Source organism: Arcicella rosea (genome assembly GCF_040543805.1).
Lineage (GTDB): Bacteria > Bacteroidota > Bacteroidia > Cytophagales > Spirosomataceae > Arcicella > Arcicella rosea.
In genome coordinates, this window is the sequence record NZ_JBEUMS010000014.1 from 97,538 (window position 1) to 121,589 (window position 24,052).

A 24,052-nucleotide genomic window follows, 5' to 3' on the forward strand; every position below is an offset into this window, starting at 1 on the left:
GCTTTAATGATTTTAAACACAATGCTATTTCAACGAAAAAAACAGCAAAATTGGTATCACAACAGTTTAAAACTTGCGAATTAACACAACAGCGATGATTAATAAAATAGCTCCAATAATTTTTCCAATCGAAATATGCTTTACTGGTAAATCAAATAATCCGAAATGGTCTAAAGCCATAGAAATTGCCATTTGTCCCGCTACAATTAAGCCGAAAGTAAATGCTACGCCCAATCTTGGAATCAAAATTACGACTGTACTCACATAAAAAGCACCCAGAATTCCTGCAAACCAAACATACCAAGGTGCATTTTGTGCATGAGTAATTTGTTTGAGAGGCACTTTAGTAATGATCGCATAAATGCCCAAAGTAATTAAACCCGTCAAGAATGATAAAAACGCCGCTAAAATTGGGTTTTCAACAATTTTAGTCATTTTTCCATTCAAACCAGCTTGTATCGGAAAAACCACTCCGCAAAGAAAAGCCAAAAACATAAAGAAGTATTGCATCGTGAAATTTAATAAAAATAATTCATTGAGTACGTTTTTCGCAAAATCATATTTAAAGTTTGATAGTTCATTCTTATTGTCTTTCTGATGAACAATCCCTATTTTTAGACAAAAACCATTTATATGTCACCAACAACTAAAAAAACTGAAATACTTGCAGGCATAAGTTCATTTTTAGCCACGATGTACATTATCATCGTCAATCCCTCTATACTTTCTCAAGCTGGAATGCCTTTTGATGCCGTGCTGACAGCCACCGTTTTACTTTCATTCTTTTGTAGTTTGATGATGGGCTTGTATGCGAAAAACCCAATTGTAGTTGCTCCGGGTATGGGAATGAATGCGTTTTTTACATTCACAGCCGTAAAAGGCATGGGGATTTCTTACCAAGTAGCTTTGGGAGCAGTGTTTTGGGCGGGTGTTTTTTTCTTGCTTTTATCGATTTTTAATTTGCGTACTTATATCGTAAAGGCGATTCCCAAACCACTTCGTTTTGCTATTTCTGCTGGAATTGGTTTGTTTATTAGTTTGATTGGTTTCGAAAATGCACATTTTATCGTTTCAAATCCTGCTACTTTGGTGAGCATTGCCAGTTTTCATAATCCGATTATCATTACTTTTTTAATTGGGTTATTACTAACTGCGATTTTGATTGTTCGTGAAGTAAAAGGTGCAATCATTATCGGTATCATTATTACTACTTTGTTGGCAATTCCTATCGGAAGAATTTGGGGAGATGCTTCAGCCATTAATTACGGACAAAAAACTTTAGTCAATTGGAATGGACTTGTCGCTTCTCCAGATTTTAGTTTACTTTTTCAATTAGACATCATTGGCTCTTTCAAATTTGCTTTGTTTCCTATCATTTTTGCTTTTGTGTTTACTGATATGTTTGATAGCCTTTCTACTTTTGTGGGTTTGGCAGAAGCTGCGTACTTGTATGATGAAAATGGCGAACCACGAAATATTAAACAGTCTTTATTGACAGACGCTGTCGCTACTTTGCTGGGTGGCATTTTAGGAACAAGTCCCGGAACTGCTTACATAGAATCAGCAGTAGGCATTGAACAAGGCGGAAGAAGAGGTTTAACCGCCATTACTGCTGGGATTTTGTTTTTGCCTTTTATGTTTTTATCGCCTTTATTGTCGGTGATTCCTTCCATTGCTACGGCTCCAGCTTTGATACTTGTTGGAGTATTTATGATGAAACCCATTACCAAAATCAGTTGGTCGAAAATGGATGATGCCATTCCTGCTTTTCTAGCTTTGGTACTGATTCCTTTTTCTTATTCCATCACACAAGGAATTATTTGGGGTTTTCTTTCTTGGACAATCATAAAAGTATTCACTGGAAAACACAAAGAAGTCTCAACCGCACTTTGGGTGATTGATGCCTTTGCAATCTTGTCTTTAGGGATAAGTTAGCGGTGAGCTATAAGCTTTGAGAAGAAGGAGTAAACTTTTATTCCAAATTCATATTGATTTAATTTCACTCATGGCATGACTTAGAGTCATGCCATGAGTATTCATTTTAAGCATACATTTTCAAATCAACATACTTTCAAATTACTTCCCATGAAAAAATTACTTTTCCTTCTCTTCATCAGTTTACAAATTCAAGCTCAAAAGCCTTTAACGGCTATTTTGGGGGCTTTTAGTCAGGAAGTAAAATTATTGGAAGATTCACTGAGCAATAAAAAAGAAGTAAATCTAAAAGGCATTCGTTTCTTGACGGGCGAATTACGTGGACGTTCAGTTGTGGTAGCTTTAACGGGCGTTGGTAAAGTAAATGCCGCTATGACGACAAGTATTTTATTGATGAAATGGAATCCTGAACAATTGATTTTTACAGGAATTGCAGGTGGGATTCATCCAGATTTACAACCGGGCGATATTGTAATTGCAAAAGCTACTTTTGAACACGATTTTGGCAAAATAGATTCTACAGGTTTTACCTTGCGTGCTACTCGAAATCCTGCATATATTGAATTAAATCCGATTTACTTTCCTGCGGATGAAATCTTACTGAAAAAAGCACAAAGTATTTCCAATAAAACACCTTATAAATCTGTCGGAAACAGAAACTTAAAAGTAATGACTGGAACAATTGCCACAGGCGATGTTTTTGTGAATTCAAATCAGAAAGTAGAAGAATTAAGACTAAAATACGGTGCAGATGCTACCGAAATGGAAGGTGCTGCCGTGGCACAAGTATGTTATCAACAAAAAATTCCTTGTTTGGTCATCAGAAGTATTAGCGATAATGCCAATTCAAAAGCACATTTAGATATGAAAACCTTTGAATTTGTGGCAGCATACAATTCAGCTAGTTTGGTTTTGGGGATTTTAGGAAGTTTGTAAAAGTTAATGATTGTTAATAGAAAAACTATTTTTGTTGAGAAAAGCGTTCTTTCTTTTTAGATGTTAGAAGCAAGAGACAAGAAGCAAGACTGTGGACTTGAAGATTTAGGACTGGAGGAATTTGGAATTTTAAAAACAAGCTTCAAGACTTTAGGATTTTGGACTTAAATTATAAATATAAGAAACAAAAAAGCTAAAAGCTCATTACTCATAGCTCAAGGCTAATAATATGAATTCAAAAACACTCAGAATATTCGTTGCACTTTCTGTACTTCTTTTGGGAGGAGTAATTATTGTACAGTATTATTGGTTTCGTCAGGCTTATGATATACAAGACCGTGATTTTGACCAGCGAGCAACTTCCGCTTTGCGAGTAGTGAGTAAACGACTGTTGGATTTTAATAAAAATCCCAATAATAAATTGATTGACCCTGTCGAGCGAATTACTTCAAATTATTATACCGTTCAGGTAAATGATACAATTAATCACATGATTTTGGAGGAGTTTCTAAAACAGGAATTTGCTCATAATGATATTCGCCTCAATTTTGAATTTGGTGTTTATGACTGCTTGAAAGATGACATCAATTATACTTCTTTTGTTTGTCATTCTGAAAATTGCGACCGTTCAGATTCTACCAGTAATTATCATTTTCCCGATTTGAAAATTCATAATTATTACTTTGGTGTTCATTTTCCTGATAAAAAATTATTCCTTTTAAGCGATCTCGACAATTGGTTTGTTTCTTCGGCAATTTTGTTGGTTGTGATGGCTTTTTTCGTGTATGCTTTGATGTTGATTTTCAAGCAAAAAAGGCTTTCTGAAATTCAGAACGACTTTATCAATAATATGACGCATGAATTCAAAACGCCTATTTCAACCATTTCTATTTCCAGTGAAGTACTGATGAAACCAGAAATTGTGAATACTCCTGAACGATTATTAAGCTATGCAGCCATTATCAGGAAAGAAGCGGCTCGTCTGAAAAAAAATGTAGATACCGTTTTGCAAACTGCCAACATTGCCCAGAAAATTGATAAACTTAATTTTGAAGAAGTAGATATTAATGAATTAATTGAAGATTTGTCTATCAATTGTGAGCCATTATTTAAGGAGAAAAACGGAGAATTAATTGTTGAATTGAAAGCCCAAAATGCCTTAATCAAAGCCGACAGGTTACATTTTACTAATATTATTCACAATTTAATTGACAACGGTGTTAAATATTGCGAACGAAAACCTCTTATTAAGATTTCTTCAGAAAATATTGGTAACAACTTGGTGATTTCTATTAAAGACAATGGTATTGGGATTTCGGATAGAGACCAAAAACAAGTGTTTAACAAATTCTTTAGAGTACATACTGGTGATGTTCACAATGTAAAAGGTTTTGGACTTGGGCTTTATTATGTGAAAGAAATGGTGGAAGGTCATAAAGGAAGAATAGAATTGAAAAGTAAAATTGGGGAAGGTTGTGAGTTTAGATTATTCATTCCCTACATTGTTTAAATCAAAAAAGGTATCGACAAATGCCGATACCTTTCTGAAAACCTAAACACCTAACTAATGATTTTTATTACTTCGTACCAGATTTCTCCGTTTTGTAAAACTGCTCTATATTGAACCCCATCAACGATATAATACGTATCACCATTGATTTGTAATTTCTCATAACCATCAGGAATACTTTCAACCAAAGCACCGATTGGAGGAGGAACCACTACGTAATCGTTGTTTTGATATTCATAATACGCTCCATTATAATAATGATAAGGACGATTATAAAGATTAAAAACTCTGTGTTCACGTGGTAAATATTGTACTCTAATACCTATCGGTGCTGGCGTAACCATGTATGTGTTTTGGTACGGTCTGTAATAAACACCATTGTTATAACGGAAATTTATTCCTCCGAACGAAACAGAAATAGAAGTACTCGGGGCAACATTTACTACCGTGTTACGTCTTGGTAAAGAAGCATAACGCCAGTTTGGAGTACTGTTTCTATAAATTACAGTTGTTTGTGGTCTTCTGTTAACAACTACTTTACGGTTATCGTATCTGTCGCCACCACGGTTATTGTCGTATCTGTCATTACCACGGTTATCGTCTCTGCCTCGTCCATGATTTCCATTGTCGTGTTTTTCTTTTTTGCCTTTGTCGTCTCTTCCTCTATCACCATGTGGATTTTGAGCGTTACCAGCAAAAGAACTACCAAGCCCTATACTTGCCATCAAAATAAGCGTGGCTAATGTGATTTTACTTTTAGAACCAACTTCTACTGAAGTGTTAGGTTGAATGTGCATTGCTTTCATAATCGTGTTTTTTTAATTTTATGTCGTTTAGATTGGGTATGATTTTAATAGTTTAGTCTATATCATTTCATTAACAATCATTAACATTTGAGTAAATTGAGCATTTATTGGCTTAAACAAAATCATTTAAACCCTTCTAAAAAAATAACAGATGAGAAAGTACCTTATTTTAATCTATTTATTAAACGGTTGTTTTTTTTCAATCTTCGCTCAAAAAAAAGCTGATAAGCAAGAATGGATAAAACTATTTAACGGTAAAAACTTGGATGGCTGGGACATCAAAATTGCTGGTGAAAACCTCAATGTAAATTATAAAAATACTTTTCGTGTAGAGAACGGCATGATGCGTATTGCTTATGACCAATACAAAACTTTTGATGATAAGTTTGGGCATATTTATTACAAAACGCCATATTCTTATTATATCATTCGCTTTGAATATCGTTTTCAAGGAGAACAACTGGCTGGTGGTGCATCATGGAATGTAAGAAATAGCGGTGTAATGTTGCACTCTCAATCAGCTAAAAGTTTATCAAAAGGACAATCTTTCCCAGTTTCTTTGGAATTACAATTATTAGGTGGTTTAGGAAAAGGTGAGCGTCATACTGGAAATTTATGTACGCCGGGTACAGAAGTATATATGAATGGAAAAATAGTAACTGACCATTGTACAGATTCACATTCAAAAACATATCACGGCGACCAATGGGTGAAAGCTGAGGCAATTGTATATGGCGATTCGTTGATTCATCATATCATTGAAGGCGACACAGTATTGACTTTCGAAAAATTACACATCGGCGGAGGTTTTGTTAGTCCTGATTATGATTGGAAACAAGCTAAGATTGATAATGGAGCAGAATGGATTAAAAAAGATGGACAACCATTGAAAGGTGGTTATATCGCAATGCAAGCAGAAAGCCATGCCATTGATTTCCGTAATATAGAATTGCTGAATTTAAAAGGATGTACCGACCCAAAAGCAAGCAATTACAAATCTTATTATAAAGAATCTGACAATAAAAGCTGTACTTATCGCAAAAAATAATGACGTTTTACTTGTTCCATTTTTCAATACATTCTTGTTCGGCTTTTAGCCAATGGTCGAGCGCTCTGCCACGTGGGCGACGTTCTTCAAGATAAATTTCGTAAGCACGCAATTTTATTTGTTCAAAACGCTGAACATCTTGCCAGAAAAACTCACAAGTATTTTGTTCAACATCAAAAGGGGGATTAGGAAAAAAATCCTGTCTCCCTTCAATGTCTGCTGTATGTCGATAGCAAAGGTGTTTTTTAGGGCAAGCCTCTCCTTTGCACATGGTTATATCGTATAGCATTATTTTGACATTAAATAGAAATATTGTTCGCTCAATAATTTCAACATAATTTATTGAATTTCGCTGAATTATCTTCTTTAAATTAATTTTACTCCGTCTTTTATCAAATTATTCCGACAGATATTGTCTTTTAAAGCACTTCATTGAAAAAAACTCATCAAAATCTTTCATAACTATTTGTATATTAAGAAGAAAGCCGTAATTTTGCAGTCCGTTTCATAGACCAGTTAGGTAAAAAGTATGAATAAGTACTTTCAAATGACTGTGAATCAGATTGTTTAGTTACAAAATAATCTACATGAAATAGACCGAGGATTTTCAGGTAAGGAAGCTTCCACCCTTATTGGCAGAAAATTTTCAATAACTCAAACGATTTTAAATTTTTACCATAATGGCAAAAGAAATAGCAGGCTACGTAAAGTTGCAATGCAAAGGTGGTGCCGCTAACCCATCACCCCCAATTGGTCCAGCCTTGGGTTCTAAGGGTTTGAATATCATGGAGTTCTGTAAGCAGTTCAATGCTAGAACACAAGATAAACCAGGTGTTATTCTTCCTGTTTTGATTACTTACTACAAAGACAAATCTTTTGATTTCGTAGTTAAGACTCCTCCTGCACCAATTTTGTTGTTGGAAGCAGCGAAAGTAAAATTGGGTTCTGCTCAGCCAAACTTGAAAAAAGTTGGTTCAGTATCTTGGGATCAAGTTCGTACTATCGCAGAAACAAAAATGCCTGATTTAAACTGTTTCACCATCGAATCAGCAATGAGCATGGTAGCAGGTACAGCTCGCTCAATGGGCTTGAACGTAACAGGAGAAAAACCTTTCTAATTTGAAGATTAGATAATTTGAAAATTTGAAGATTGATTTTAATCAACTTTAATTTCAATGTCATTTTCGAATTAGCTCATTTTCAAATTTTCAAATTGAAAAGAATAATGGCTAAGTTAACAAAAAAGCAAAAAGAAGCTCAATCAAAATTTGATGCAACGCAATCGTATTCACTTACGAAAGCTGCTGAAATTTTGAAAGAGATTTCATATACGAAGTTCGACTCTTCAGTAGATATCGACGTTCGTTTGGGGGTTGACCCTCGTAAAGCTGACCAAATGGTTCGTGGCGTAGTTGCTTTGCCTCATGGAACAGGAAAAGAAGTACGAGTTCTTGTACTTTGCACACCTGATAAAGAGGAAGAAGCAAAAGCGGCAGGTGCTGATTTTGTTGGTTTGGATGAATATATCCAAAAAATTGAAAAAGGTTGGACTGACATTGATGTAATCATCACAATGCCAACCGTAATGGCTAAGTTAGGTCGTTTAGGTCGTGTTTTAGGACCTCGTGGCTTAATGCCAAATCCAAAATCAGGTACTGTTACCTTGAACGTTGGACAAGCTGTTACAGAAGTGAAAGCTGGTAAAATTGACTTCAAAGTTGACAAAACTGGTATCATCCACACTTCTATCGGTAAGGTTTCATTCACTCCTGAGAAATTAGCTGAAAATGCTCAGGAACTTATCAACACTTTGTTGAAATTGAAACCATCTTCAGCCAAAGGAACTTATGTGAAGTCAGTTAATTTGTCTTCTACAATGTCTCCGGGTGTTAAAATTGACCAAGGAACAGTTAAAGGTTTGTAATCATGACAAAGGAAGAAAAAGGTATAATTATCCAAGAGTTGAGCGAAAAGTTCGCTGCTACTCCTTACTTCTATATTACAGATACCGGTGGTTTAACTGTTGCAGAAGTAAACGCATTTAGAAGAATGTGTTTCCAACGTGGTTTTGAGTACCGTGTCGTTAAAAACACGCTTATCGCAAAAGCATTGGAAACAACTGGAGTAGACTATACTTCATTTAACGATACAGTTTTCAAAGGTTTATCAGGAATCATTTTCTCTCCAGAAAATCCTAAAACACCTGCGAAATTGATCAAAGACTTCAAAAAAGAAGCAGGTAAAGATAAAATTAAATTCAAAGGTGCTTCTATTGAAGGAGGTTTATACATCGGAGAAGATCAATTAGCTGCTCTTGAAAATGTTAAGTCTAAACAAGAGATGATTGGCGAAATCGTTGGATTGTTACAATCTCCTGCGAAAAATGTTGTTTCTGCTCTTCAAAGCAGCGGTGGCAAATTAGCTGGTATCATCAAAACTCTTTCAGAGAGAGAAGGTTAATTTTCAAACTTGATTCTGATTGCAATAATCATTTTCAAATTTCTAAATTAGCTTATTTTCAAATTGAAATAGGCTTCCAAGTACAAAAACATATAGTAAATTAATAAAATCGTAAACAATAAAAAATCTTAATACAATGGCAGATTTAAAAGCATTCGCTGAGCAATTAGTGAACTTAACTGTAAAAGAAGTTAATGAATTAGCAGCAATTTTGAAAGATGAGTATGGTATCGAGCCTGCTGCTGCTGCTGCAGTAGTTGTAGCTGGTAACGCTGGTGGTGGTGACGCTGCTGAAGCTCCTGCTGAACAAACATCATTTGATGTTATCTTGAAATCTGCTGGTGCTAGCAAATTAGCAGTAGTTAAATTGGTGAAAGACTTAACAGGTCTTGGCTTGAAAGAAGCTAAAGATTTAGTTGACGGAGCTCCAAAAGCTGTTAAAGAAGGTGTATCTAAAGACGAAGCTGAAGGTTTGAAAAAATCTTTAGAAGAAGCTGGTGCTGAAGTTGAAGTTAAGTAATTAGCTGATATTTTAGAATAGAAAAAGGGTTGCAACTTAGTTGTAACCCTTTTTTTTGTTTTAAAGACTAATCGACTGATTTTAAAGGATTTAGGATGGTTGTCAAACCCTTGTCACTAGAAAAAAGAACTCTTCCTATTAGAGGGTGACTTAAGTCGCCCTCTAATAGGAAGAGTTCTTTTTTACATAATGTTTCCTTAAAAGGGGAAACAAATAATAAACATTGCTGTCTTTTTATATACTCCAAACGGTAGCCGCAAGGGTTACCGATACGTTTTAAAAGAAATAATTGGTTTGATTTTAATTAATAAACAAACTCTCCAAATTCAGATTGAATCGTTACTTGTTTACCTTCAAAACCTTCTACTCTACCAATAATCTGAGCATCAATACCAAATGATTTTGAAATATCAATCAAAGTTTGAGCGTATTGTGGATTAATATAAACTTCTAAACGATGTCCCATATTAAATACTTTGTACATTTCTTTGAAATCAGTATTGCTTTCTTCCTGAATCATTTTAAATAATGGAGGCAAAGCAAAAAGATTATCTTTGATAATATGTACATTATTTACAAAGTGTAAGACCTTCGTTTGTGCGCCACCAGAACAATGTACCATTCCATGAATTACAGGTCTTAATTCGTTTAATATCGCCTTTACAACGGGTGCATAAGTACGAGTTGGCGAAAGGATTAATTTACCTACATTTAATGGTGCTCCTGCAACTTCATCTGTCAAACGTTTTGAACCACTATATACTAAATCTTTTGGTACAGCAGGGTCAAAGCTTTCAGCATATAAATCTGCTAAATAATGACCAAGTACATCATGACGAGCAGAAGTTAAGCCATTAGAACCCATTCCACCATTATATGTTTTTTCGTAATTCGATTGTCCGTCTGAAGCCAAACCAACAATTACATCTCCCGCTTGAATAGTATGGTTAGAAATTACGTCTGAGCGTTTCATCCTAGCAATTACCGTAGAATCTACAATGATTGTTCTTACTAAATCTCCAACGTCTGCTGTTTCGCCACCAGTACTCCAAATACCAATGCCATTATCTCTAAGCATTTCTAATACTTCTTCAGTACCATTGATGATTTCAGCAATTACTTCACCTGGAATAAGGTTTTTATTACGACCAATCGTACTTGATAACAACATATTATCTGTTGCACCTACGCAGATTAAATCATCAGTATTCATTACAACGGCATCTTGAGCAATACCACGCCAAACAGAAACATCGCCTGTTTCTTTCCAATAAAGATAAGCTAATGATGATTTAGTACCCGCACCATCGGCGTGCATAATATTGCAATAGGTGTCGTCGCCACCCAACATATCTGGAGAAATTTTACAAAATGCTTGTGGAAAAAGCCCTTTATCAAGTTTTTCGATGGCTTTATGTACGTCTTCTTTAGAGGCAGAAACACCTCTTTGCATGTAACGATCGGTCATTATGCGGTTTACTGTTTTCGTTTGGTTAATCAATGATACAAAGTTACGCTTATCTAAACAAAAAACTTCATTTATAGCTTTACTAAAGAATGCTTCTCTATAAATTTCTTAAAAAGAGATAAAACCATCTGAATTTAGGGCTGTTTTTAATGTTTCTATAAACTTCTGATTAACAAAAGATTAAGTGCAACAAAAAAGCATAGTAAGACGTTATTTTTTCAAGATTTATCAGTAATTTACCAAATCATTAAATACATCTGTTAAAAATACATAAATCAGTAAAATTTACAAAAGCAATCACGAGTTCAAGTATATTCTTTCAACATTAAAATTTAAGGATTATGGGTCGGAAAGTTTTAGTTTTAAATCAAGATTATAGTGCTTTAACCGTTTGTTCGATTCCTAAGGCTTTTTTGCTAGTGTTTCTAAAAAAAGCTGATTTAATATCTGAGTCTGCTACTGAGCAACTAAGAAGTGTCTCGCAATCTTTTCCAATGCCTTCGGTGATTCGCTTACATCGTTATGTGTATTTACCTTATAAAGGTGTGATGTTATCAAGACAAAATATCTTTAGACGTGATGGCGGGCAATGCCAGTATTGTGGAACACCAGAAGATTTAACCTTAGACCATGTTTTGCCAAAGTCAAGAGGTGGAAGAACTTCGTGGGACAATCTCACTACGGCTTGTAAAAGATGTAATTCACGAAAAGGAGACCTTACTCCAGAAGAAGCAGGAATGCCTTTAAAAACCAAACCTTATAAGCCTTCGTTTGTGATGTTTTTAAGAGATTTCGGAGGAAGTATAGAAGATAGCTGGTTGCCTTTTTTGGGAAAAAGAAAAGATAAAGTAATGGTATAATAAATTAAAAGGAGGTCGCTCAAAAATTGAGCGACCTCCTTTTAATTTATTCTTGATTCGAAGAAAGACTCTATCTAACCATTGCCTTTTTATAAAGTGGCACAGTACTACAAGGTTCCCCAAACATCAATGATTGTACATAAGGTTTAAACAATCTCGTGATTTCTATATAAGCACTAGTCGGTACAGGCACTTTTGAACAGCCTTTTATCACGACTTTCGCTCCACGGTATTCTTCTGGATTAATTTTAGCGAGGGCTTCGTAAAACAGTTTATTTTCCAATGCTTTTAAATCTCCGAAAACGATACAGTTGGCAAAATCCTGAAGTTTCAACGTCAATAACATGTATGCCCAAGTAGGGATTACGGCATCTTCCGAGCAAATCACAGCGACATTTTTGCCTTCATACTGCGACCAATCATGATTTTTAAGAAATTCTCTAAAGTCTTTTTCCTTTAAAATCATGCCCATAAAAAGATTGTCTTTCAAATCATATATAACTCTTTCGCCTTGATGATAAAGTTCTTCAAGGTCGAATGAGATTAATCCACTGCTGGCTACTTTATTGATGATAATATCTTCTTCCATTTTGATTAAATTTTCTTTGGCTGTGTTCCTACAAAATCCTTTAAATAGAAAGGTTCGAAGCTCACTACGTTCTCAAACAACGATTCTTCAAAAGATTTAGTTGCCAAAATACCAATGGTTTTGGCAGAAGGATGAACAGTATTGTCTAAAAAAATGGCATTTTTATGTGAAATGGCTTCACGACATTTTTCTGCTCCGTCGCCGAAGAAAACAATGGGCTGTGTATTTAGCAAATCAAGAAAAGAATATTCGTCAATAATTTTAGCTTCTGTTTCTAAAATATTGTGATGCTTTTTATCCCAAATACTACAATATACCTCCATTCTTCGAGCATCAATCATCGGACAAAACAAGTAATTCTCAGGAAAGAAATCACTTATTTGCATTATCATCGCTTCTAAAGTATTAACCGAAATCAATGGTTTATCCAACGCAAAACAAAAGCCTTTTGCTGTAGAAACACCAATCCGTAAACCCGTATATGAGCCTGGACCTTTGGCTACGGCAATGGCATCTAACTGATTCAAGCTAAAACCAGAATGATTAACAATATTTTCGCAAAGTGTGGTAAGCATTCCTGAATGAGACTTTTCTGTATAAAGCTCACTACAAGCCAAAATTTTGCCATCTTGATGAAGAGCAACCGAACATACTTTGGTGGAAGTATCTATGCTAAGGATTAATGCCATTGGGATATTGATAATTTATTTTATGCAAAATTACATCCAAGCTATGGCAAATAAAAATGGCGATAGATTTCTCTAACGCCATCTTGTTTTTATACTTGTATAATTTGCTAGTTACCTTTCAAAATTGATTGATAGCGAGGCATATCAGTAAACAATTTCAAGGCTTCCTGAATTTCTGGGTCTTTAGCAAACGATTGTTCACGAGTACCTTTTTGTAAGTAATAATGAACTACAATTTCTTGCTCCAAAGCTGTTTTGATTTCATCCTTAAACTTCATAATATCAGCTTCTTTACTGTGTGAAAGTTTATTTCTTAAAGCTTTCAATTGTTCAGAAATATTTTCAAAATAACGTTCTCTTTTCGCTGAGGCTTCCAATAGATTAAGGTCTTTTTCAGCTTGCGTGGTATAATCAAAATCTTGCGTAACTGCCCATTTTACAAAATCATTGTATTCAGCATTCGTCAATTCAAAATCTTTTGCAGGTTTGATGGTAGGATGTTCAAAATGATATTTGATAGCATAATCAAACAAAATAAACTTGTTAGACAATGCCAAAGTAACCGCTGCTGGATATGGTTTGTCAACTTCAATATCTGGTAAAACGCCACCGCCATCATACACGACTCTTCCACTTTTTATGGTTTTAAATGGTCTGCGCAACGAATCTGGCAATTTACCAACACTTCCATCTGGATTACGGTGACTATAATCAATTGCCTGAATACAACGTCCACTTGGAATATAATACTTTGCAGTTGTTACTTTTAGTTTCGTATTATAAGTTAAATCACGAGTAATTTGTACCAAGCCTTTTCCATAACTACGTTGTCCGATTAACACGCCACGGTCATAATCTTGAATTACTCCTGCAACAATTTCAGCAGCCGAAGCACTTCTTGAATTAGTTAAAACCGTTACTGGAATTTCTGTATCCATCGCTGCATTTAAGCCAACATAAGTTTTGTTCCAGTCTTGTACTTTACCTTTTGTTGAAACAATTTCGGATTCTTTTGGAAGAAAAATGTTACAAATATCAACCGCCATGTTCAATAATCCTCCCGGATTTTCACGTAAATCCAATACTAATTTTTTCATGCCTTTACCTTTCAATTCGGTAAATGCAGTACGAACTTCTTTGGAAGCAGTACTTGTAAAATCTTTTAAATCGATATAACCAACTTCGTTATTAATCATGCCGTAATATGGGACGTTTTTCATTTTTACGACATCACGAGTAATCGAAAATTCTTCTAATTTATCCGTTCCATAACGTTTTACGGTGAGTTTTACGGCTGTACCTGTTTGCCCTTTGATGAGTTTTCCTGCATCATTGATTTTTCTTGCGGCTAAATCAATGCCATCGACTTTTACAATTTCATCACCAATGCGTAATCCTGATTTTTCTGCAGGTGTTCCTTCATCAATAAGCATGACTACAATTTTGCCATTTCTATTACTGGTAACAATGCCAATACCATTGTACTTGCCCGTTGTCATGGTCATATAATCTTCGATTTCATCTTCTGCATAATATACAGTATATGGGTCGAATGATTTCAACATGGCATCAATAGACGTTTTGATGGTTCTATTGGGATTGATTTCATCTACATAATAACGGTTCAATTCCTTGAAGAGCGTTGCATAAATGTCTAAATTTTTGGCGATTTCGAAGAAACGTTCGCCTGGGTCAGTAAATGAAGCCAACGAAAAGCCCACCACAGTAACGGCTGTGATTATTAATGACTTAGCAGACATTTTTATATTCATTTGTCAGAAAATGTTAAAAAGAAAATTCGTAAAGTATGAATGCTTTACTTGATTGTACAAAGAACCAAACGAAGAAGTTTGTAGAAGTATTTCATGGCTTTGTGTAATTTCTTAGCTGATTGAAATACCAATGGGCTACACCATTTTCTTGAAAATCGCTTTCATCGATTTTTCAATTTTGGCATAATCTTCTATCGTCTTTGCAATATACACAAAAGCAATATAAGCTGGAATCTGTGAAGAAGGTTTTTCCATCAAAAGATGTTTGTTCAAACGATAAGCTTCACGAGTACGTCGCTTGATGAGGTTTCTGTCAACAGCATGTTTGAAGTAACGTTTTGAAACAGAAATTAAAATAGCAGTATTAATTGTAGGCGTATTTTCTGTAGAAGATTCAGTTATAATGTCAACATCTACATCTGTACTCTTTATTACAGATGTTAAACTTGCATCATCGAGAATATAAGAAACACGAAAAGGGTAGAGAAAAACCGAGTTGATTTTTTCACTACCCTTTCTATCGAAGAGCCTATCTATAACTTTCTTAGAACTGAGACGTTCTGACTTTTTGAAAGTAAACTTCATGCTTTAATTTGTTAATTTGAAGATTTGTTCGCTTGAAAATGTCATTAAAACAAAGTTCAAACGCTACTCATTTTCAAATTTTCAAATTGTTCACATTCTTAGACTATTTACCTCTTTTCTCGTCTGAAACTGTCAATTTGTGTCTTCCTCTTGCACGACGAGCAGCCAAAGTACGGCGACCGTTTGGAGTTGACATTCTTTCACGGAATCCGTGTTTGTTCTTTCTTTTTCTTACAGAAGGTTGAAATGTTCTTTTCATGGCATTATATCTTTATAATTCTTATATTTCTAAAACAGGACTGCAAAGGTACAGAACTTTTTTGAAGTTGCAAATTCTTTCTGAAAACTTTCTGATACTAAGGCAATGATAATGAGTATCTTTGATGAAAATTATTAGAAAATTAGCCCTAAATGCCTATTCAATAGGTTAGTTTTTTGTTAGTCCGAAAAAGCATAATAAGAATATGAATTATAAAATTGATGTTAAAGAACCGCAAAGCCATCTCTTAAATATAGAAATGCTTATCGAGAATATTCAGTCGGAAACGATTGAAATTCAGTTGCCTGCATGGCGACCGGGACGTTATGAATTACAAAACTTTGCTAAAAATATTCAAAGTTTTGAAGTATTTGATTTAGCAGGAAATCTTCTTGATTTTAGCAAAATAACCAAAGATAGATGGAAGATTAATGCTACTGATATTCAATCAGTTAAGGTGGTTTTGAATTATTTTGCAAATGTACAAAATGCAGGAAGTTCCTTTGTGGATGATACCGTGATGTATATCAATTTTGTGAATTGTTTGCCATACTTAGAAGGTAGAATGGATGAAGCTTGTGAAGTAAGTATTTCTTTGCCAGATGATTACAAAATTGTATGCGGTTTACCCAATAAAGCAAATGAAGCACATACTTTATTGGCAACAGATTATTATCATTTGGTGGACTCGCCGATGTTGGCAAGTCCGTACTTGCAACATCAAAAATATCGTGTAGCCGATACTGAATTTTTTATCTGGTTTTTGGGAAATTATATTCCAAACTGGGAAAAAACTTTGGCTGACTTCCAACAATTCACCGAAAAACAGATTGAAGTAATGGGCGATTTTCCTGAAAAGGATTATCATTTCATCAATTGGATGTTGCCTACTTCTTTTTATCATGGCGTAGAACATCGCAATTCTACCATGATAGTTTTAGGACCAGCTTCCGAAGGCGACGGACTTTATACAGATTTATTGGGCATCAGTTCGCATGAATTATATCATGCTTGGAATATTTGTAAAATTCGTCCGATAGAAATGTCTCCTTACGATTTTACCAAAGAAAATTACTTCCCAACAGGTTTTGTAGCCGAAGGAGTAACTACCTATTTCGGCGATTTATTCTTGGTACAATCAGGAGTATTTACTTTAGAAGCCTATTTAAAGGAATTAGAAACAGTCATCAAACGCCATTTTGAACAAGATGGAAAAGCTTTTCAATCATTAACAGAATCTTCATTTGATTTGTGGTTGGATGGTTACTCACAACCAATTCCCAACCGCAGAGTATCTATTTACCAAAAAGGAGCAGTGGTTGCTTTGATTTTAGATTTAATGATTCGTTTGAAATTTGGTCATCGTCGTTCATTGGGTAATGTGATGCAGTTGATGTGGGAACGATTTGGAAAAACAGGCGAAGGTTATTCGATAGAAGATTACCAAAAGATATGCGAAGAAGTATATGCAGGTTCATTGAAAACGTATTTTAAAGACTGCATTTACGGCAACATGCCTTTGGAAAGTTTAGTAAATGAATTACTCCAAGCTTTTGGAATCAGGATAGAATGGAACGAAAACGGCAAAATACATTTGGAATTATTAGATTCAGAGAATGAAAACCTAAAGTTGTGGTTAAATTTGTAAACTAATTTTAAATCACCTGTTTTTTATAACTTAAAAGGTTATATTTTTGTTATGGTAATTGAATTTGATAACGATGATTTATACGATTATTATGTAGGAAGTTTTAAAGGAAAACCTAAATTTCCAATGGCTGTACAAAATCAATTCCGCAAGGTAGTTTCATTATTTCAAACTGCATCTTCATTTTCAGAAGTTAAGAAAATTAATTCTCTAAGAATACATCCATTGAAGCGAGATTTAATGGGTTATTATTCTGCAAGAATTAATGACCAATATCGCTTGATTTTTGAGTTAAAATTCGAGGAAAATGGAGAAGAAGTATTAGAAATCATCATTATTGAAGATTTAACAGATTATCATTAACAAAATGAAAAGAAGATTAGACATAAACTACCTTCCTCCTGTGGCAATGCACCCGGGCGAATTGTTACGTAATGAAATCAAAGAAAGAGGGCTAAAACAAACCGAATTAGCAGAGAAATTAGGTATTAGTCAGCCTTTTTTGAATGGTTTATTAAAAGAAAAGAAAAAAGTAAGTATTGAATTAGCCATCAAATTAGAGGAAGTATTAGGTATTGAAGCCGAGCAATGGGTGAAACTCCAAAGACTTTTTGATAAAATAGAAACAAGAAATAAAACAGAGCAAAGCCTTCAAAACTTAAATATTTCATCTCAGAAAAGAGAAAGCATTTTAGTGGCTATGATGGCGTAAGACAAGAGAGATTAACGCTTTTATTTTTTAAGACTCATTTGATACTTTGCAATAAAACACTCATTCATGTTAAATACTGAAGGAGTTATTTAACCAATAAATGAAAGATAAAATAAAACAATTAGCCAATGATTTGGCTGGAGAATTCGTTGCAAATCGCAGACATTTGCACCAAAACCCTGAGTTGTCTTATGAAGAATTTAAAACTCAGCAATACGTAGCCGCACGTTTAAAGGAAATTGGTATTACACCAACAGAAATTGCAAATACTGGTTTAGTAGCAACAATTGAAGGCAATAATCCTTCTTCAAAAATCGTGGCTTTGCGTGCTGATATGGATGCTTTGCCGATTGTTGAAGCAAATGATGTTCCTTATAAGTCATTGAATCAAGGTGTAATGCACGCTTGCGGACATGATGTGCATACCGCTTCTTTGTTGGGCGTGTCTAAAATTTTATACAATCTCCGCAATGAATTCGACGGAACAGTGAAATTAGTTTTTCAACCTGCGGAAGAAAAAGCACCGGGCGGAGCTTCGGTAATGATTGCCGAAGGAGCTTTATTAAACCCTGCACCAAGTAAAATGCTTGGGCAGCACGTTGCACCAAATATTCCTGTAGGTAAAATCGGTTTCCGTGAAGGGATGTATATGGCAAGTGCTGATGAATTGTACTTTACGGTAAAAGGCAAAGGCGGACATGGTGCTATGCCAGAATTAGGCATCGACCCAGTGTTGATTACTTCGCATATTATTGTGGCTTTACAGCAAATCATTAGCCGAAACAGAAATCCACGTTATCCGTCTGTTTTGACTTTCGGGAAAGTAATTGCCAATGGTGCTACCAACGTGATTCCAAACGAGGTATATGTAGAAGGTACTTTCCGTGCGATGGACGAAGTTTGGCGTGCAGATGCTTTGGCTCGTATCAAAAAAATGGCAGAAGGCATTGCAGAATCAATGGGTGGAACTTGTGAAGTATTTATTCAGAAAGGTTATCCATTCTTGAAAAATGAGCCGGAACTCACTCGCAGAATGAAAGGTGCTGCCGTGGAGTACATGGGCGAAGAAAACGTAATTGATTTAGATATTTGGTTGGCTGCCGAAGATTTTGCCTATTATACACATCATGTTGATTCATGTTTCTATCGTTTGGGTACTCGTAATGAAGAAAAAGGCATTATTTCGGGTGTGCACACACCTACTTTTGATATTGACGAAAGTGCTTTGGAAATCGGAGCAGGGCTGATGTCTTGGTTGGCAGTGAGTGAATTGGCTTTATAATCATTCGATAATTCAATAAAACCCCTTGAACTTTACGGTCGAGGGGTTTTGTTTTTGTAGAATACTTTTGTGATTCACTTGACACAAAATCTTCATTCATTGATAAACAGTTTTTAATGATGACGGAATAGAATTCCGTATTACGATTAATGTAAAAATGGCGAAAATGAATTTTTGTCCACAATGTGGACAAAGCTTGATTATCAAGTTTAAAGATGATAGAGAAAGAGTACTCTGTGCTGATGAAGAAGACTGTGGTTTTGTGCATTGGAACAATCCAACACCCGTTGTCGCCGCCATTGTTGAACACGAAGGCGATATTATTCTTGCTAGAAATGCAGCTTGGCCAGAAGGCTGGTTTGCTTTAATCACAGGCTTTCTGGAAGCAGGCGAAACACCCGAAGAAGGTATTTTACGAGAAGTAAAAGAAGAATTAAATCTTGATGGCGAAATCGTAGAATTGGTAGGTTTATACGAATTCCACAGAATGAATCAATTGTTGATTACTTATCATGTTCGGGCTAGAGGAACAATACAATTGAGTCCTGAATTGGTAGCATATCAACGTAAAAAAGACCATGAAATTCTTCCTTGGGCATCAGGAACTGGCAAAGCCGTAAAAGACTGGCAAGCAAAAAGAGGAATTTTTAATGAGGTGATTGAGTTTAAGAAATAAGACTGACTCATTTACAATTTATTCAAACAACACTAATTTTGAACCAAATAAGATTTAAAAAACGTTTCAAACAAAATAAGTAAAAGGCTTTAGTCTATCATAATTTACAATAAACAATCATATCAAATGAGTTTTTCAGATACACGTCAAGCACAAATGCGTGAAATTTTAGCAAACGAAATCGCTAGAGGCGAAGCATTTTTAGCAGAAAACAAGAAAAGACCTGAAGTTATTGAAACTGAAAGTGGTTTACAATACGAAATATTAGTTCAAGGTGATGGACCAAAACCAAGCGGACCAAGAAGTAAGGTATTGACACATTATCATGGTACAACTATCGACGGTAAAGTATTTGATAGCAGTGTATTGCGTAACGACCCAATCAGTTTTGGCTTAAATCAAGTAATTACGGGTTGGACAGAAGGTTTGCAATTGATGCCAACGGGAAGTAAATATAAATTCTACTTACCACATCATTTAGCTTATGGTGAACGTGGTGCAGGCAGAGATATTCCAGGGGGAGCAACTTTGATTTTTGAAGTAGAATTATTGAAGACTAACTAAACGTAGTTTACCTTTTAAATAGGTTTTCAATATTAATTTTTATACATAATCCACTCATAATAATGGGTGGATTATTCATTTTATAAGCCCTTCTTCTGCATTACTTTCAATTGTTCATTAAACCAGCCAACCTATCTTTCCTATTGACAAACCCATCAAAAAGAATCAAGAATCCATCTCTGAGATAGGTCATTCCATCTTTTTGATAGGACAACCTATCTCTGAGATAGCTCGTCCTATCATTTTTGCGGTTTTTTGCGTGAAAAAGATAGGACATCCTATCTTCGAGATAGATTTGTCTGTCTTTTTCACGCAATTTTCCGTATAAAAACGAAGAAAACCGTAAATTTTATTTGGTCATTAGTTAGCCTCAATAACACTTATCTTTTATTAGTACACTTGAATATTGGCTAAATAATGCTCTTTGCCCTTTCAGAAATATTTTTCGATTCAAAACCATCTTTGTCTATCTTGTGTTAACCTCATGTACGTACATGAACACTGTCTTTGTTCATTATTGACTGTCCCCCAATGATGAACCGTTTAAACCAAAAACAAATACTCCATCGGGGATTGGAGGTATCTATTTCGATGAAAAAACTATTGACTACTTTGGCTTTCACAACTCTTTCGTACTTTGGTTTTTCACAGAGTTGTTGTTCATTAACAAAAGATGACATGCAATTGATGGCATCTACTAAAGAATTTCAGGCAGCTCACCTTTCGCCACTTCCTTATACTCACGTGAGTACTGTTGGTGGAACGATGATTGAATTCAAAACACCAGATGGCAAAATGGCAAATGCTTATCTGATTAAATCTGCAAAGCCTTCTAATAAGTATTTATTTGTATATCAAGAATGGTGGGGCTTGAATGATTATATCAAAAAACAATCAGAAGTATTTTATGGTGATTTGAAAGATGTAAACGTACTAGCAATTGATATGTACGATGGAAAAATAGCAACAGACCCTAAAGACGCTGGTGCATTAATGTCGGGTGCTGACCCTGCTCGTTTACAAGCTATCATTAAAGGTGCTTTGGCTTATGTAGGTCCTAAAGCTAAAATTGCTTCGGTGGGTTGGTGTTTTGGCGGTGGACTTTCGCTAAAATCAGCTATTTTAGAAGGCAAGCAAGCGGTAGGTTGCGTAATGTATTATGGGATGCCAGAGAAAGATGTTGAGCAATTGAAGACTTTGAAATGTGATGTTTTAGGATTATTTGCAGGAAAAGAACAATGGATTTCTCCAGCAGTTGTTGCACAGTTCGAGAAAGATATGGCAACGGCAGGTAAATCTGTAAAAGTAAAATCGTTTGATGCTGAACATGCTTTTGCAAATCCATCAAACCCAAAATTTGACAGAGAAGCATCAGAAGAAGCATACACTTTAGCTATTACTTATTTGAAAGATAAATTGAAATAAGGGAGATTGAAACAGCTGGATTTATCAAACTTGTATGATTCCGAATTTTATAATCATAAAAAAGCGGTCGAAATTAATTTTTCGACCGCTTTTTTATGATTGGTGGGTAATGAATTCCTACTGTTTGAGCGGAGCGAGGTGGTTCGCCACTGCGATTAGGAATTCTTGATTTTCTTTTGTTACTTTTCTTTCATCAAGGAAAGAAAAGTAAGGACTAGGATAAATCCCCAAAGCATTGAAATCTTCAATAACTTCATTCTCTTAAAATTAGGAATAAAGCATGTTTGATATTTAATAAGTTTGTTAAAACCTACAAACTATATTCCTTTACAGTATCGATAAAACATTTTACTTTTTCAGGGTCAGTATCTGGATAAACGCCATGTCCTAAATTGGCAATGTATTTTTGTCCACCGAATTGTTGAATCATCGAGCGAGTTTGTTTCTTGATTTCGTCAAAAGAACCATACAATACACATGGGTCAAGATTTCCTTGTAATGTTTTGCTGTCGCCAATTAATCTACGAGATTCAGCAATGTCCATGTTCCAATCTAAACCAATGGTTTCACAATTTAATTTACCCATTTCTTCACGAGCAAAGAAAGCACCTTTTGCAAAGACCGTCACAGGTACTTCTGTAATGGCATCACAAATCTGAGCGATATAAGGCAATGAATAAATACGGTATTGTTCTGGAGAAAGGATACCCGCCCAAGAGTCAAAAATCTGAACAAGGTTTGCACCAGCCGCTACTTGTGCTTTTAAATAAGCGATGGTACTATCGGTAATTTTCTGCAAAAGAGCATACGAAAGTTCAGGTTCAGAATACAAGTATTTCTTCGCTTTCGAGAAAGTCTTTGAGCCTCTTCCTTCAATCATGTAGCAAAGTAAAGTGAAAGGCGCACCCGCAAAACCAATTAAAGGTACACGTCCATTCAATTCTTTTTTTACAATTCTGATGGCATCTAATACATATTTCAATTCCACTTCTGGGTCTGAAACGATTAATTTATCCACATCAGCCATTGTTTTTATTACTTCTGGAAAGATTGGACCAACTTTTTCTTCCATCAAATAAGGCAAGCCCATTGCTTCTGGAATAACCAAAATATCAGAGAAAATAATGGCAGCATCAACGCCTAAAATATCAACGGGTTGAATCGTTACTTCGGCTGCTAATTCAGGATTGGTAGCTAACTGAATAAAACTTCCTGCTTTCTCACGAACGGAACGATATTCCGATAAAATTCTTCCTGCCTGACGCATCATCCAAACGGGTACACGTTCTACTTGTTCGCCTCTAGCGGCTCTTAACAATAAATCATTTTGTAAAATTTCCATATAAACTACACGATTTCTAGAATCGTTTGTGGTATTGATAAAAGCGAATGCGTGAAATCGCTGTAATTTTCACAAAGATACGATTGTTTCATCAGACTGGATTTTCATAGAGAAAGAAATCATCAGATTATTCATAGGTATCAGCTTTTGCGGACAGTAATTGACTCCTAAACAGCGCCATACGTCGAGTAAATTTCCAAGAAGCAAGAGAAGTCCTAAATCTTCCGTAAATTTGTAAAAGTTTTAAAAAGACGTATTTCATTTATAGAAAATGAGTAGCGTTTCAACATCAGTTTTATGAAAGTCTCAGAAGCAATATTTTTACAGAGTAATACAGAATACGAAAAATGCCCAAAGCCTGATAAACCAGAATATGCATTTATTGGTCGTTCGAATGTGGGTAAATCGTCTTTAATCAATACCATCGTTCAGAAAAAAGGTTTAGCGAAAACTTCGCAAACGCCTGGGAAAACCCAATTAATCAATCACTTTTTGATTGATCAAAAATGGTATTTGGTAGATTTACCGGGCTACGGTTATGCCAAAATCAGTAAAACAGAACGTGAGAAATTTGAATCAATGATCCATAATTATCTTTCAAATCGTGAAAATTTACTTTATACTTTTGTATTAGTAGATATTCGTCACGAACCACAAAAAATTGATATGGAATTTATCAATCGTTTGGGAGAAGAAGGTATTCCTTTCTGTTTAGTTTTCACAAAAGCGGATAAATTATCGAAAACAGCAGCCGATAGAAACGTGGCATTGTATCAAGAAAAACTCCTTGAAACATGGGAAGAAATGCCACAATTTTTCGTGAGCTCTTCCGTTAATGGCTCTGGTAGAGATGAAATCTTGCGAACAATCAATGAATTGAACATTGAATTTAAAGGTTAAAAGCACTTAGCAACTAGGAATTCAAGTCTTGTACTATTTTGCTAAGAACTTATTGAGTAATTTTGC

At 35.1% G+C, this 24,052-nt stretch carries 27 protein-coding genes; 17 read left to right on the forward strand and 10 right to left on the reverse strand.

Annotated elements, in window-relative coordinates; translation table 11 throughout:
• Nucleotides 1-66: 66 nt before the first annotated feature.
• Nucleotides 67-510, reverse strand: a complete 444-nt coding sequence (locus tag ABID42_RS17405; RefSeq protein ID WP_323258351.1) for a DMT family transporter — start codon at nucleotides 508-510, stop codon at nucleotides 67-69.
• Nucleotides 511-633: 123 nt separating this feature from the next.
• On the opposite strand from ABID42_RS17405, the gene ABID42_RS17410 reads away from it, so the two are divergent.
• The 3 genes from ABID42_RS17410 (at nucleotide 634) to ABID42_RS17420 (ending at nucleotide 4,381) form a co-directional block, all read left to right on the forward strand.
• Nucleotides 634-1,935, forward strand: a complete 1,302-nt coding sequence (locus tag ABID42_RS17410; RefSeq protein ID WP_367284775.1) for an NCS2 family permease — start codon at nucleotides 634-636, stop codon at nucleotides 1,933-1,935.
• A 150-nt stretch (nucleotides 1,936-2,085) separates the two neighbouring features.
• Complete coding sequence (locus ABID42_RS17415; RefSeq protein WP_367284776.1) at nucleotides 2,086-2,871, forward strand: 5'-methylthioadenosine/adenosylhomocysteine nucleosidase; 786 nt, start codon at nucleotides 2,086-2,088, stop codon at nucleotides 2,869-2,871.
• 229 nt (nucleotides 2,872-3,100) lie between these two features.
• The gene (locus ABID42_RS17420) at nucleotides 3,101-4,381 is read left to right on the forward strand and encodes a sensor histidine kinase (protein ID WP_323258348.1); all 1,281 of its coding nucleotides are present in this window, start codon (nucleotides 3,101-3,103) and stop codon (nucleotides 4,379-4,381) included.
• Between the two features lie 50 nt (nucleotides 4,382-4,431).
• Here the strand turns inward: ABID42_RS17420 and ABID42_RS17425 are convergent, their stop codons facing one another.
• Nucleotides 4,432-5,187: a DUF6515 family protein gene (locus tag ABID42_RS17425; RefSeq protein WP_367284777.1), complete on the reverse strand. Its 756-nt coding sequence runs from the start codon at nucleotides 5,185-5,187 to the stop codon at nucleotides 4,432-4,434.
• Between the two features lie 151 nt (nucleotides 5,188-5,338).
• Between ABID42_RS17425 and ABID42_RS17430 the strand changes: the two genes are divergently transcribed.
• The gene (locus ABID42_RS17430) at nucleotides 5,339-6,235 is read left to right on the forward strand and encodes a 3-keto-disaccharide hydrolase (RefSeq protein WP_367284778.1); all 897 of its coding nucleotides are present in this window, start codon (nucleotides 5,339-5,341) and stop codon (nucleotides 6,233-6,235) included.
• Between the two features lie 7 nt (nucleotides 6,236-6,242).
• Here the strand turns inward: ABID42_RS17430 and ABID42_RS17435 are convergent, their stop codons facing one another.
• A complete protein-coding gene (locus ABID42_RS17435) occupies nucleotides 6,243-6,524 on the reverse strand; it encodes a DUF2934 domain-containing protein (protein ID WP_323258345.1) in 282 nt (93 codons plus the stop codon).
• Between the two features lie 391 nt (nucleotides 6,525-6,915).
• On the opposite strand from ABID42_RS17435, the gene rplK reads away from it, so the two are divergent.
• The 4 genes from rplK to rplL all read left to right on the forward strand — a co-directional run bounded on the left by rplK (nucleotide 6,916) and on the right by rplL (nucleotide 9,215).
• On the forward strand, nucleotides 6,916-7,353 hold the full coding sequence (gene rplK, locus ABID42_RS17440) for a 50S ribosomal protein L11 (RefSeq protein ID WP_309914709.1): 438 nt from the start codon (nucleotides 6,916-6,918) through the stop codon (nucleotides 7,351-7,353).
• Between the two features lie 107 nt (nucleotides 7,354-7,460).
• The gene (rplA, locus tag ABID42_RS17445; protein WP_309914707.1) at nucleotides 7,461-8,159 is read left to right on the forward strand and encodes a 50S ribosomal protein L1; all 699 of its coding nucleotides are present in this window, start codon (nucleotides 7,461-7,463) and stop codon (nucleotides 8,157-8,159) included.
• Between the two features lie 2 nt (nucleotides 8,160-8,161).
• Nucleotides 8,162-8,695 carry a 50S ribosomal protein L10 gene (gene rplJ, locus ABID42_RS17450; protein WP_184129286.1) on the forward strand — a complete coding sequence of 178 codons (534 nt, stop codon included), beginning with the start codon at nucleotides 8,162-8,164 and terminating at the stop codon, nucleotides 8,693-8,695.
• Between the two features lie 136 nt (nucleotides 8,696-8,831).
• Nucleotides 8,832-9,215, forward strand: coding sequence for a 50S ribosomal protein L7/L12 (gene rplL / locus ABID42_RS17455; protein ID WP_184129288.1), 384 nt, complete (start codon nucleotides 8,832-8,834; stop codon nucleotides 9,213-9,215).
• A gap of 304 nt (nucleotides 9,216-9,519) precedes the next feature.
• Here rplL and ABID42_RS17460 read toward each other — a convergent pair whose 3' ends face one another.
• Complete coding sequence (locus ABID42_RS17460; RefSeq protein ID WP_367284779.1) at nucleotides 9,520-10,683, reverse strand: AIR synthase related protein; 1,164 nt, start codon at nucleotides 10,681-10,683, stop codon at nucleotides 9,520-9,522.
• A gap of 341 nt (nucleotides 10,684-11,024) precedes the next feature.
• Here ABID42_RS17460 and ABID42_RS17465 point away from each other — a divergent pair, with 341 nt between their 5' ends.
• Nucleotides 11,025-11,543, forward strand: coding sequence for an HNH endonuclease (locus ABID42_RS17465; protein WP_367284780.1), 519 nt, complete (start codon nucleotides 11,025-11,027; stop codon nucleotides 11,541-11,543).
• A 70-nt stretch (nucleotides 11,544-11,613) separates the two neighbouring features.
• Here the strand turns inward: ABID42_RS17465 and ABID42_RS17470 are convergent, their stop codons facing one another.
• From ABID42_RS17470 to rpmH, 5 genes are all read right to left on the reverse strand, one after another.
• Entirely contained in the window at nucleotides 11,614-12,132 is a 519-nt protein-coding gene (locus ABID42_RS17470) for a DUF2480 family protein (protein WP_367284781.1), read from the reverse strand.
• A 5-nt stretch (nucleotides 12,133-12,137) separates the two neighbouring features.
• A complete protein-coding gene (gene tsaB, locus ABID42_RS17475) occupies nucleotides 12,138-12,821 on the reverse strand; it encodes a tRNA (adenosine(37)-N6)-threonylcarbamoyltransferase complex dimerization subunit type 1 TsaB (protein ID WP_367284782.1) in 684 nt (227 codons plus the stop codon).
• Nucleotides 12,822-12,928: 107 nt separating this feature from the next.
• Nucleotides 12,929-14,593, reverse strand: coding sequence for a S41 family peptidase (locus tag ABID42_RS17480; RefSeq protein ID WP_367284783.1), 1,665 nt, complete (start codon nucleotides 14,591-14,593; stop codon nucleotides 12,929-12,931).
• 135 nt (nucleotides 14,594-14,728) lie between these two features.
• A complete protein-coding gene (gene rnpA / locus ABID42_RS17485; protein WP_367284784.1) occupies nucleotides 14,729-15,178 on the reverse strand; it encodes a ribonuclease P protein component in 450 nt (149 codons plus the stop codon).
• A 103-nt stretch (nucleotides 15,179-15,281) separates the two neighbouring features.
• Nucleotides 15,282-15,437 carry a 50S ribosomal protein L34 gene (gene rpmH / locus ABID42_RS17490; RefSeq protein ID WP_309921952.1) on the reverse strand — a complete coding sequence of 52 codons (156 nt, stop codon included), beginning with the start codon at nucleotides 15,435-15,437 and terminating at the stop codon, nucleotides 15,282-15,284.
• Between the two features lie 205 nt (nucleotides 15,438-15,642).
• On the opposite strand from rpmH, the gene ABID42_RS17495 reads away from it, so the two are divergent.
• From ABID42_RS17495 to ABID42_RS17525, 7 genes are all read left to right on the forward strand, one after another.
• Nucleotides 15,643-17,085 (forward strand): M61 family metallopeptidase, encoded by a 1,443-nt coding sequence (locus tag ABID42_RS17495; RefSeq protein ID WP_367284785.1) that lies wholly within the window; start codon nucleotides 15,643-15,645, stop codon nucleotides 17,083-17,085.
• 51 nt (nucleotides 17,086-17,136) lie between these two features.
• Nucleotides 17,137-17,448 (forward strand): type II toxin-antitoxin system RelE/ParE family toxin, encoded by a 312-nt coding sequence (locus ABID42_RS17500; RefSeq protein ID WP_367284786.1) that lies wholly within the window; start codon nucleotides 17,137-17,139, stop codon nucleotides 17,446-17,448.
• Between the two features lie 4 nt (nucleotides 17,449-17,452).
• Nucleotides 17,453-17,797, forward strand: a complete 345-nt coding sequence (locus ABID42_RS17505; RefSeq protein ID WP_367284787.1) for a HigA family addiction module antitoxin — start codon at nucleotides 17,453-17,455, stop codon at nucleotides 17,795-17,797.
• 100 nt (nucleotides 17,798-17,897) lie between these two features.
• Entirely contained in the window at nucleotides 17,898-19,079 is a 1,182-nt protein-coding gene (locus tag ABID42_RS17510) for a M20 metallopeptidase family protein (protein WP_184129319.1), read from the forward strand.
• Nucleotides 19,080-19,245: 166 nt separating this feature from the next.
• Complete coding sequence (locus tag ABID42_RS17515) at nucleotides 19,246-19,755, forward strand: NUDIX domain-containing protein (protein ID WP_367284788.1); 510 nt, start codon at nucleotides 19,246-19,248, stop codon at nucleotides 19,753-19,755.
• Between the two features lie 126 nt (nucleotides 19,756-19,881).
• Nucleotides 19,882-20,319, forward strand: coding sequence for an FKBP-type peptidyl-prolyl cis-trans isomerase (locus tag ABID42_RS17520; RefSeq protein ID WP_323258335.1), 438 nt, complete (start codon nucleotides 19,882-19,884; stop codon nucleotides 20,317-20,319).
• Nucleotides 20,320-20,910: 591 nt separating this feature from the next.
• Nucleotides 20,911-21,744, forward strand: a complete 834-nt coding sequence (locus ABID42_RS17525; RefSeq protein WP_367284789.1) for a dienelactone hydrolase family protein — start codon at nucleotides 20,911-20,913, stop codon at nucleotides 21,742-21,744.
• Nucleotides 21,745-22,054: 310 nt separating this feature from the next.
• Here ABID42_RS17525 and hemE read toward each other — a convergent pair whose 3' ends face one another.
• Nucleotides 22,055-23,086 carry a uroporphyrinogen decarboxylase gene (gene hemE / locus ABID42_RS17530; RefSeq protein ID WP_367284790.1) on the reverse strand — a complete coding sequence of 344 codons (1,032 nt, stop codon included), beginning with the start codon at nucleotides 23,084-23,086 and terminating at the stop codon, nucleotides 22,055-22,057.
• Nucleotides 23,087-23,383: 297 nt separating this feature from the next.
• On the opposite strand from hemE, the gene yihA reads away from it, so the two are divergent.
• Nucleotides 23,384-23,986, forward strand: coding sequence for a ribosome biogenesis GTP-binding protein YihA/YsxC (gene yihA / locus ABID42_RS17535; protein WP_367284791.1), 603 nt, complete (start codon nucleotides 23,384-23,386; stop codon nucleotides 23,984-23,986).
• The last annotated feature ends 66 nt before the right edge of the window (nucleotides 23,987-24,052 follow it).

Coding starts and splice junctions, on each gene's coding strand:
- rplA (WP_309914707.1), top strand. CDS start 7,461: ATGGCTAAGTTAACAAAAAAGCAAAAAGAAGCTCAATCAAAATTTGAT.
- ABID42_RS17495 (WP_367284785.1), top strand. CDS start 15,643: ATGAATTATAAAATTGATGTTAAAGAACCGCAAAGCCATCTCTTAAAT.
- rpmH (WP_309921952.1), bottom strand. CDS start 15,437: ATGAAAAGAACATTTCAACCTTCTGTAAGAAAAAGAAAGAACAAACAC.
- yihA (WP_367284791.1), top strand. CDS start 23,384: ATGAAAGTCTCAGAAGCAATATTTTTACAGAGTAATACAGAATACGAA.
- ABID42_RS17525 (WP_367284789.1), top strand. CDS start 20,911: ATGAAAAAACTATTGACTACTTTGGCTTTCACAACTCTTTCGTACTTT.
- ABID42_RS17470 (WP_367284781.1), bottom strand. CDS start 12,132: ATGGAAGAAGATATTATCATCAATAAAGTAGCCAGCAGTGGATTAATC.
- rplL (WP_184129288.1), top strand. CDS start 8,832: ATGGCAGATTTAAAAGCATTCGCTGAGCAATTAGTGAACTTAACTGTA.
- tsaB (WP_367284782.1), bottom strand. CDS start 12,821: ATGGCATTAATCCTTAGCATAGATACTTCCACCAAAGTATGTTCGGTT.
- ABID42_RS17500 (WP_367284786.1), top strand. CDS start 17,137: ATGGTAATTGAATTTGATAACGATGATTTATACGATTATTATGTAGGA.
- rplJ (WP_184129286.1), top strand. CDS start 8,162: ATGACAAAGGAAGAAAAAGGTATAATTATCCAAGAGTTGAGCGAAAAG.
- hemE (WP_367284790.1), bottom strand. CDS start 23,086: ATGGAAATTTTACAAAATGATTTATTGTTAAGAGCCGCTAGAGGCGAA.
- ABID42_RS17405 (WP_323258351.1), bottom strand. CDS start 510: ATGCAATACTTCTTTATGTTTTTGGCTTTTCTTTGCGGAGTGGTTTTT.
- ABID42_RS17480 (WP_367284783.1), bottom strand. CDS start 14,593: ATGAATATAAAAATGTCTGCTAAGTCATTAATAATCACAGCCGTTACT.
- ABID42_RS17430 (WP_367284778.1), top strand. CDS start 5,339: ATGAGAAAGTACCTTATTTTAATCTATTTATTAAACGGTTGTTTTTTT.
- ABID42_RS17420 (WP_323258348.1), top strand. CDS start 3,101: ATGAATTCAAAAACACTCAGAATATTCGTTGCACTTTCTGTACTTCTT.
- rplK (WP_309914709.1), top strand. CDS start 6,916: ATGGCAAAAGAAATAGCAGGCTACGTAAAGTTGCAATGCAAAGGTGGT.
- ABID42_RS17465 (WP_367284780.1), top strand. CDS start 11,025: ATGGGTCGGAAAGTTTTAGTTTTAAATCAAGATTATAGTGCTTTAACC.
- ABID42_RS17410 (WP_367284775.1), top strand. CDS start 634: ATGTCACCAACAACTAAAAAAACTGAAATACTTGCAGGCATAAGTTCA.
- ABID42_RS17425 (WP_367284777.1), bottom strand. CDS start 5,187: ATGAAAGCAATGCACATTCAACCTAACACTTCAGTAGAAGTTGGTTCT.
- ABID42_RS17415 (WP_367284776.1), top strand. CDS start 2,086: ATGAAAAAATTACTTTTCCTTCTCTTCATCAGTTTACAAATTCAAGCT.
- ABID42_RS17510 (WP_184129319.1), top strand. CDS start 17,898: ATGAAAGATAAAATAAAACAATTAGCCAATGATTTGGCTGGAGAATTC.
- ABID42_RS17435 (WP_323258345.1), bottom strand. CDS start 6,524: ATGCTATACGATATAACCATGTGCAAAGGAGAGGCTTGCCCTAAAAAA.
- rnpA (WP_367284784.1), bottom strand. CDS start 15,178: ATGAAGTTTACTTTCAAAAAGTCAGAACGTCTCAGTTCTAAGAAAGTT.
- ABID42_RS17505 (WP_367284787.1), top strand. CDS start 17,453: ATGAAAAGAAGATTAGACATAAACTACCTTCCTCCTGTGGCAATGCAC.
- ABID42_RS17460 (WP_367284779.1), bottom strand. CDS start 10,683: ATGACCGATCGTTACATGCAAAGAGGTGTTTCTGCCTCTAAAGAAGAC.
- ABID42_RS17515 (WP_367284788.1), top strand. CDS start 19,246: ATGAATTTTTGTCCACAATGTGGACAAAGCTTGATTATCAAGTTTAAA.
- ABID42_RS17520 (WP_323258335.1), top strand. CDS start 19,882: ATGAGTTTTTCAGATACACGTCAAGCACAAATGCGTGAAATTTTAGCA.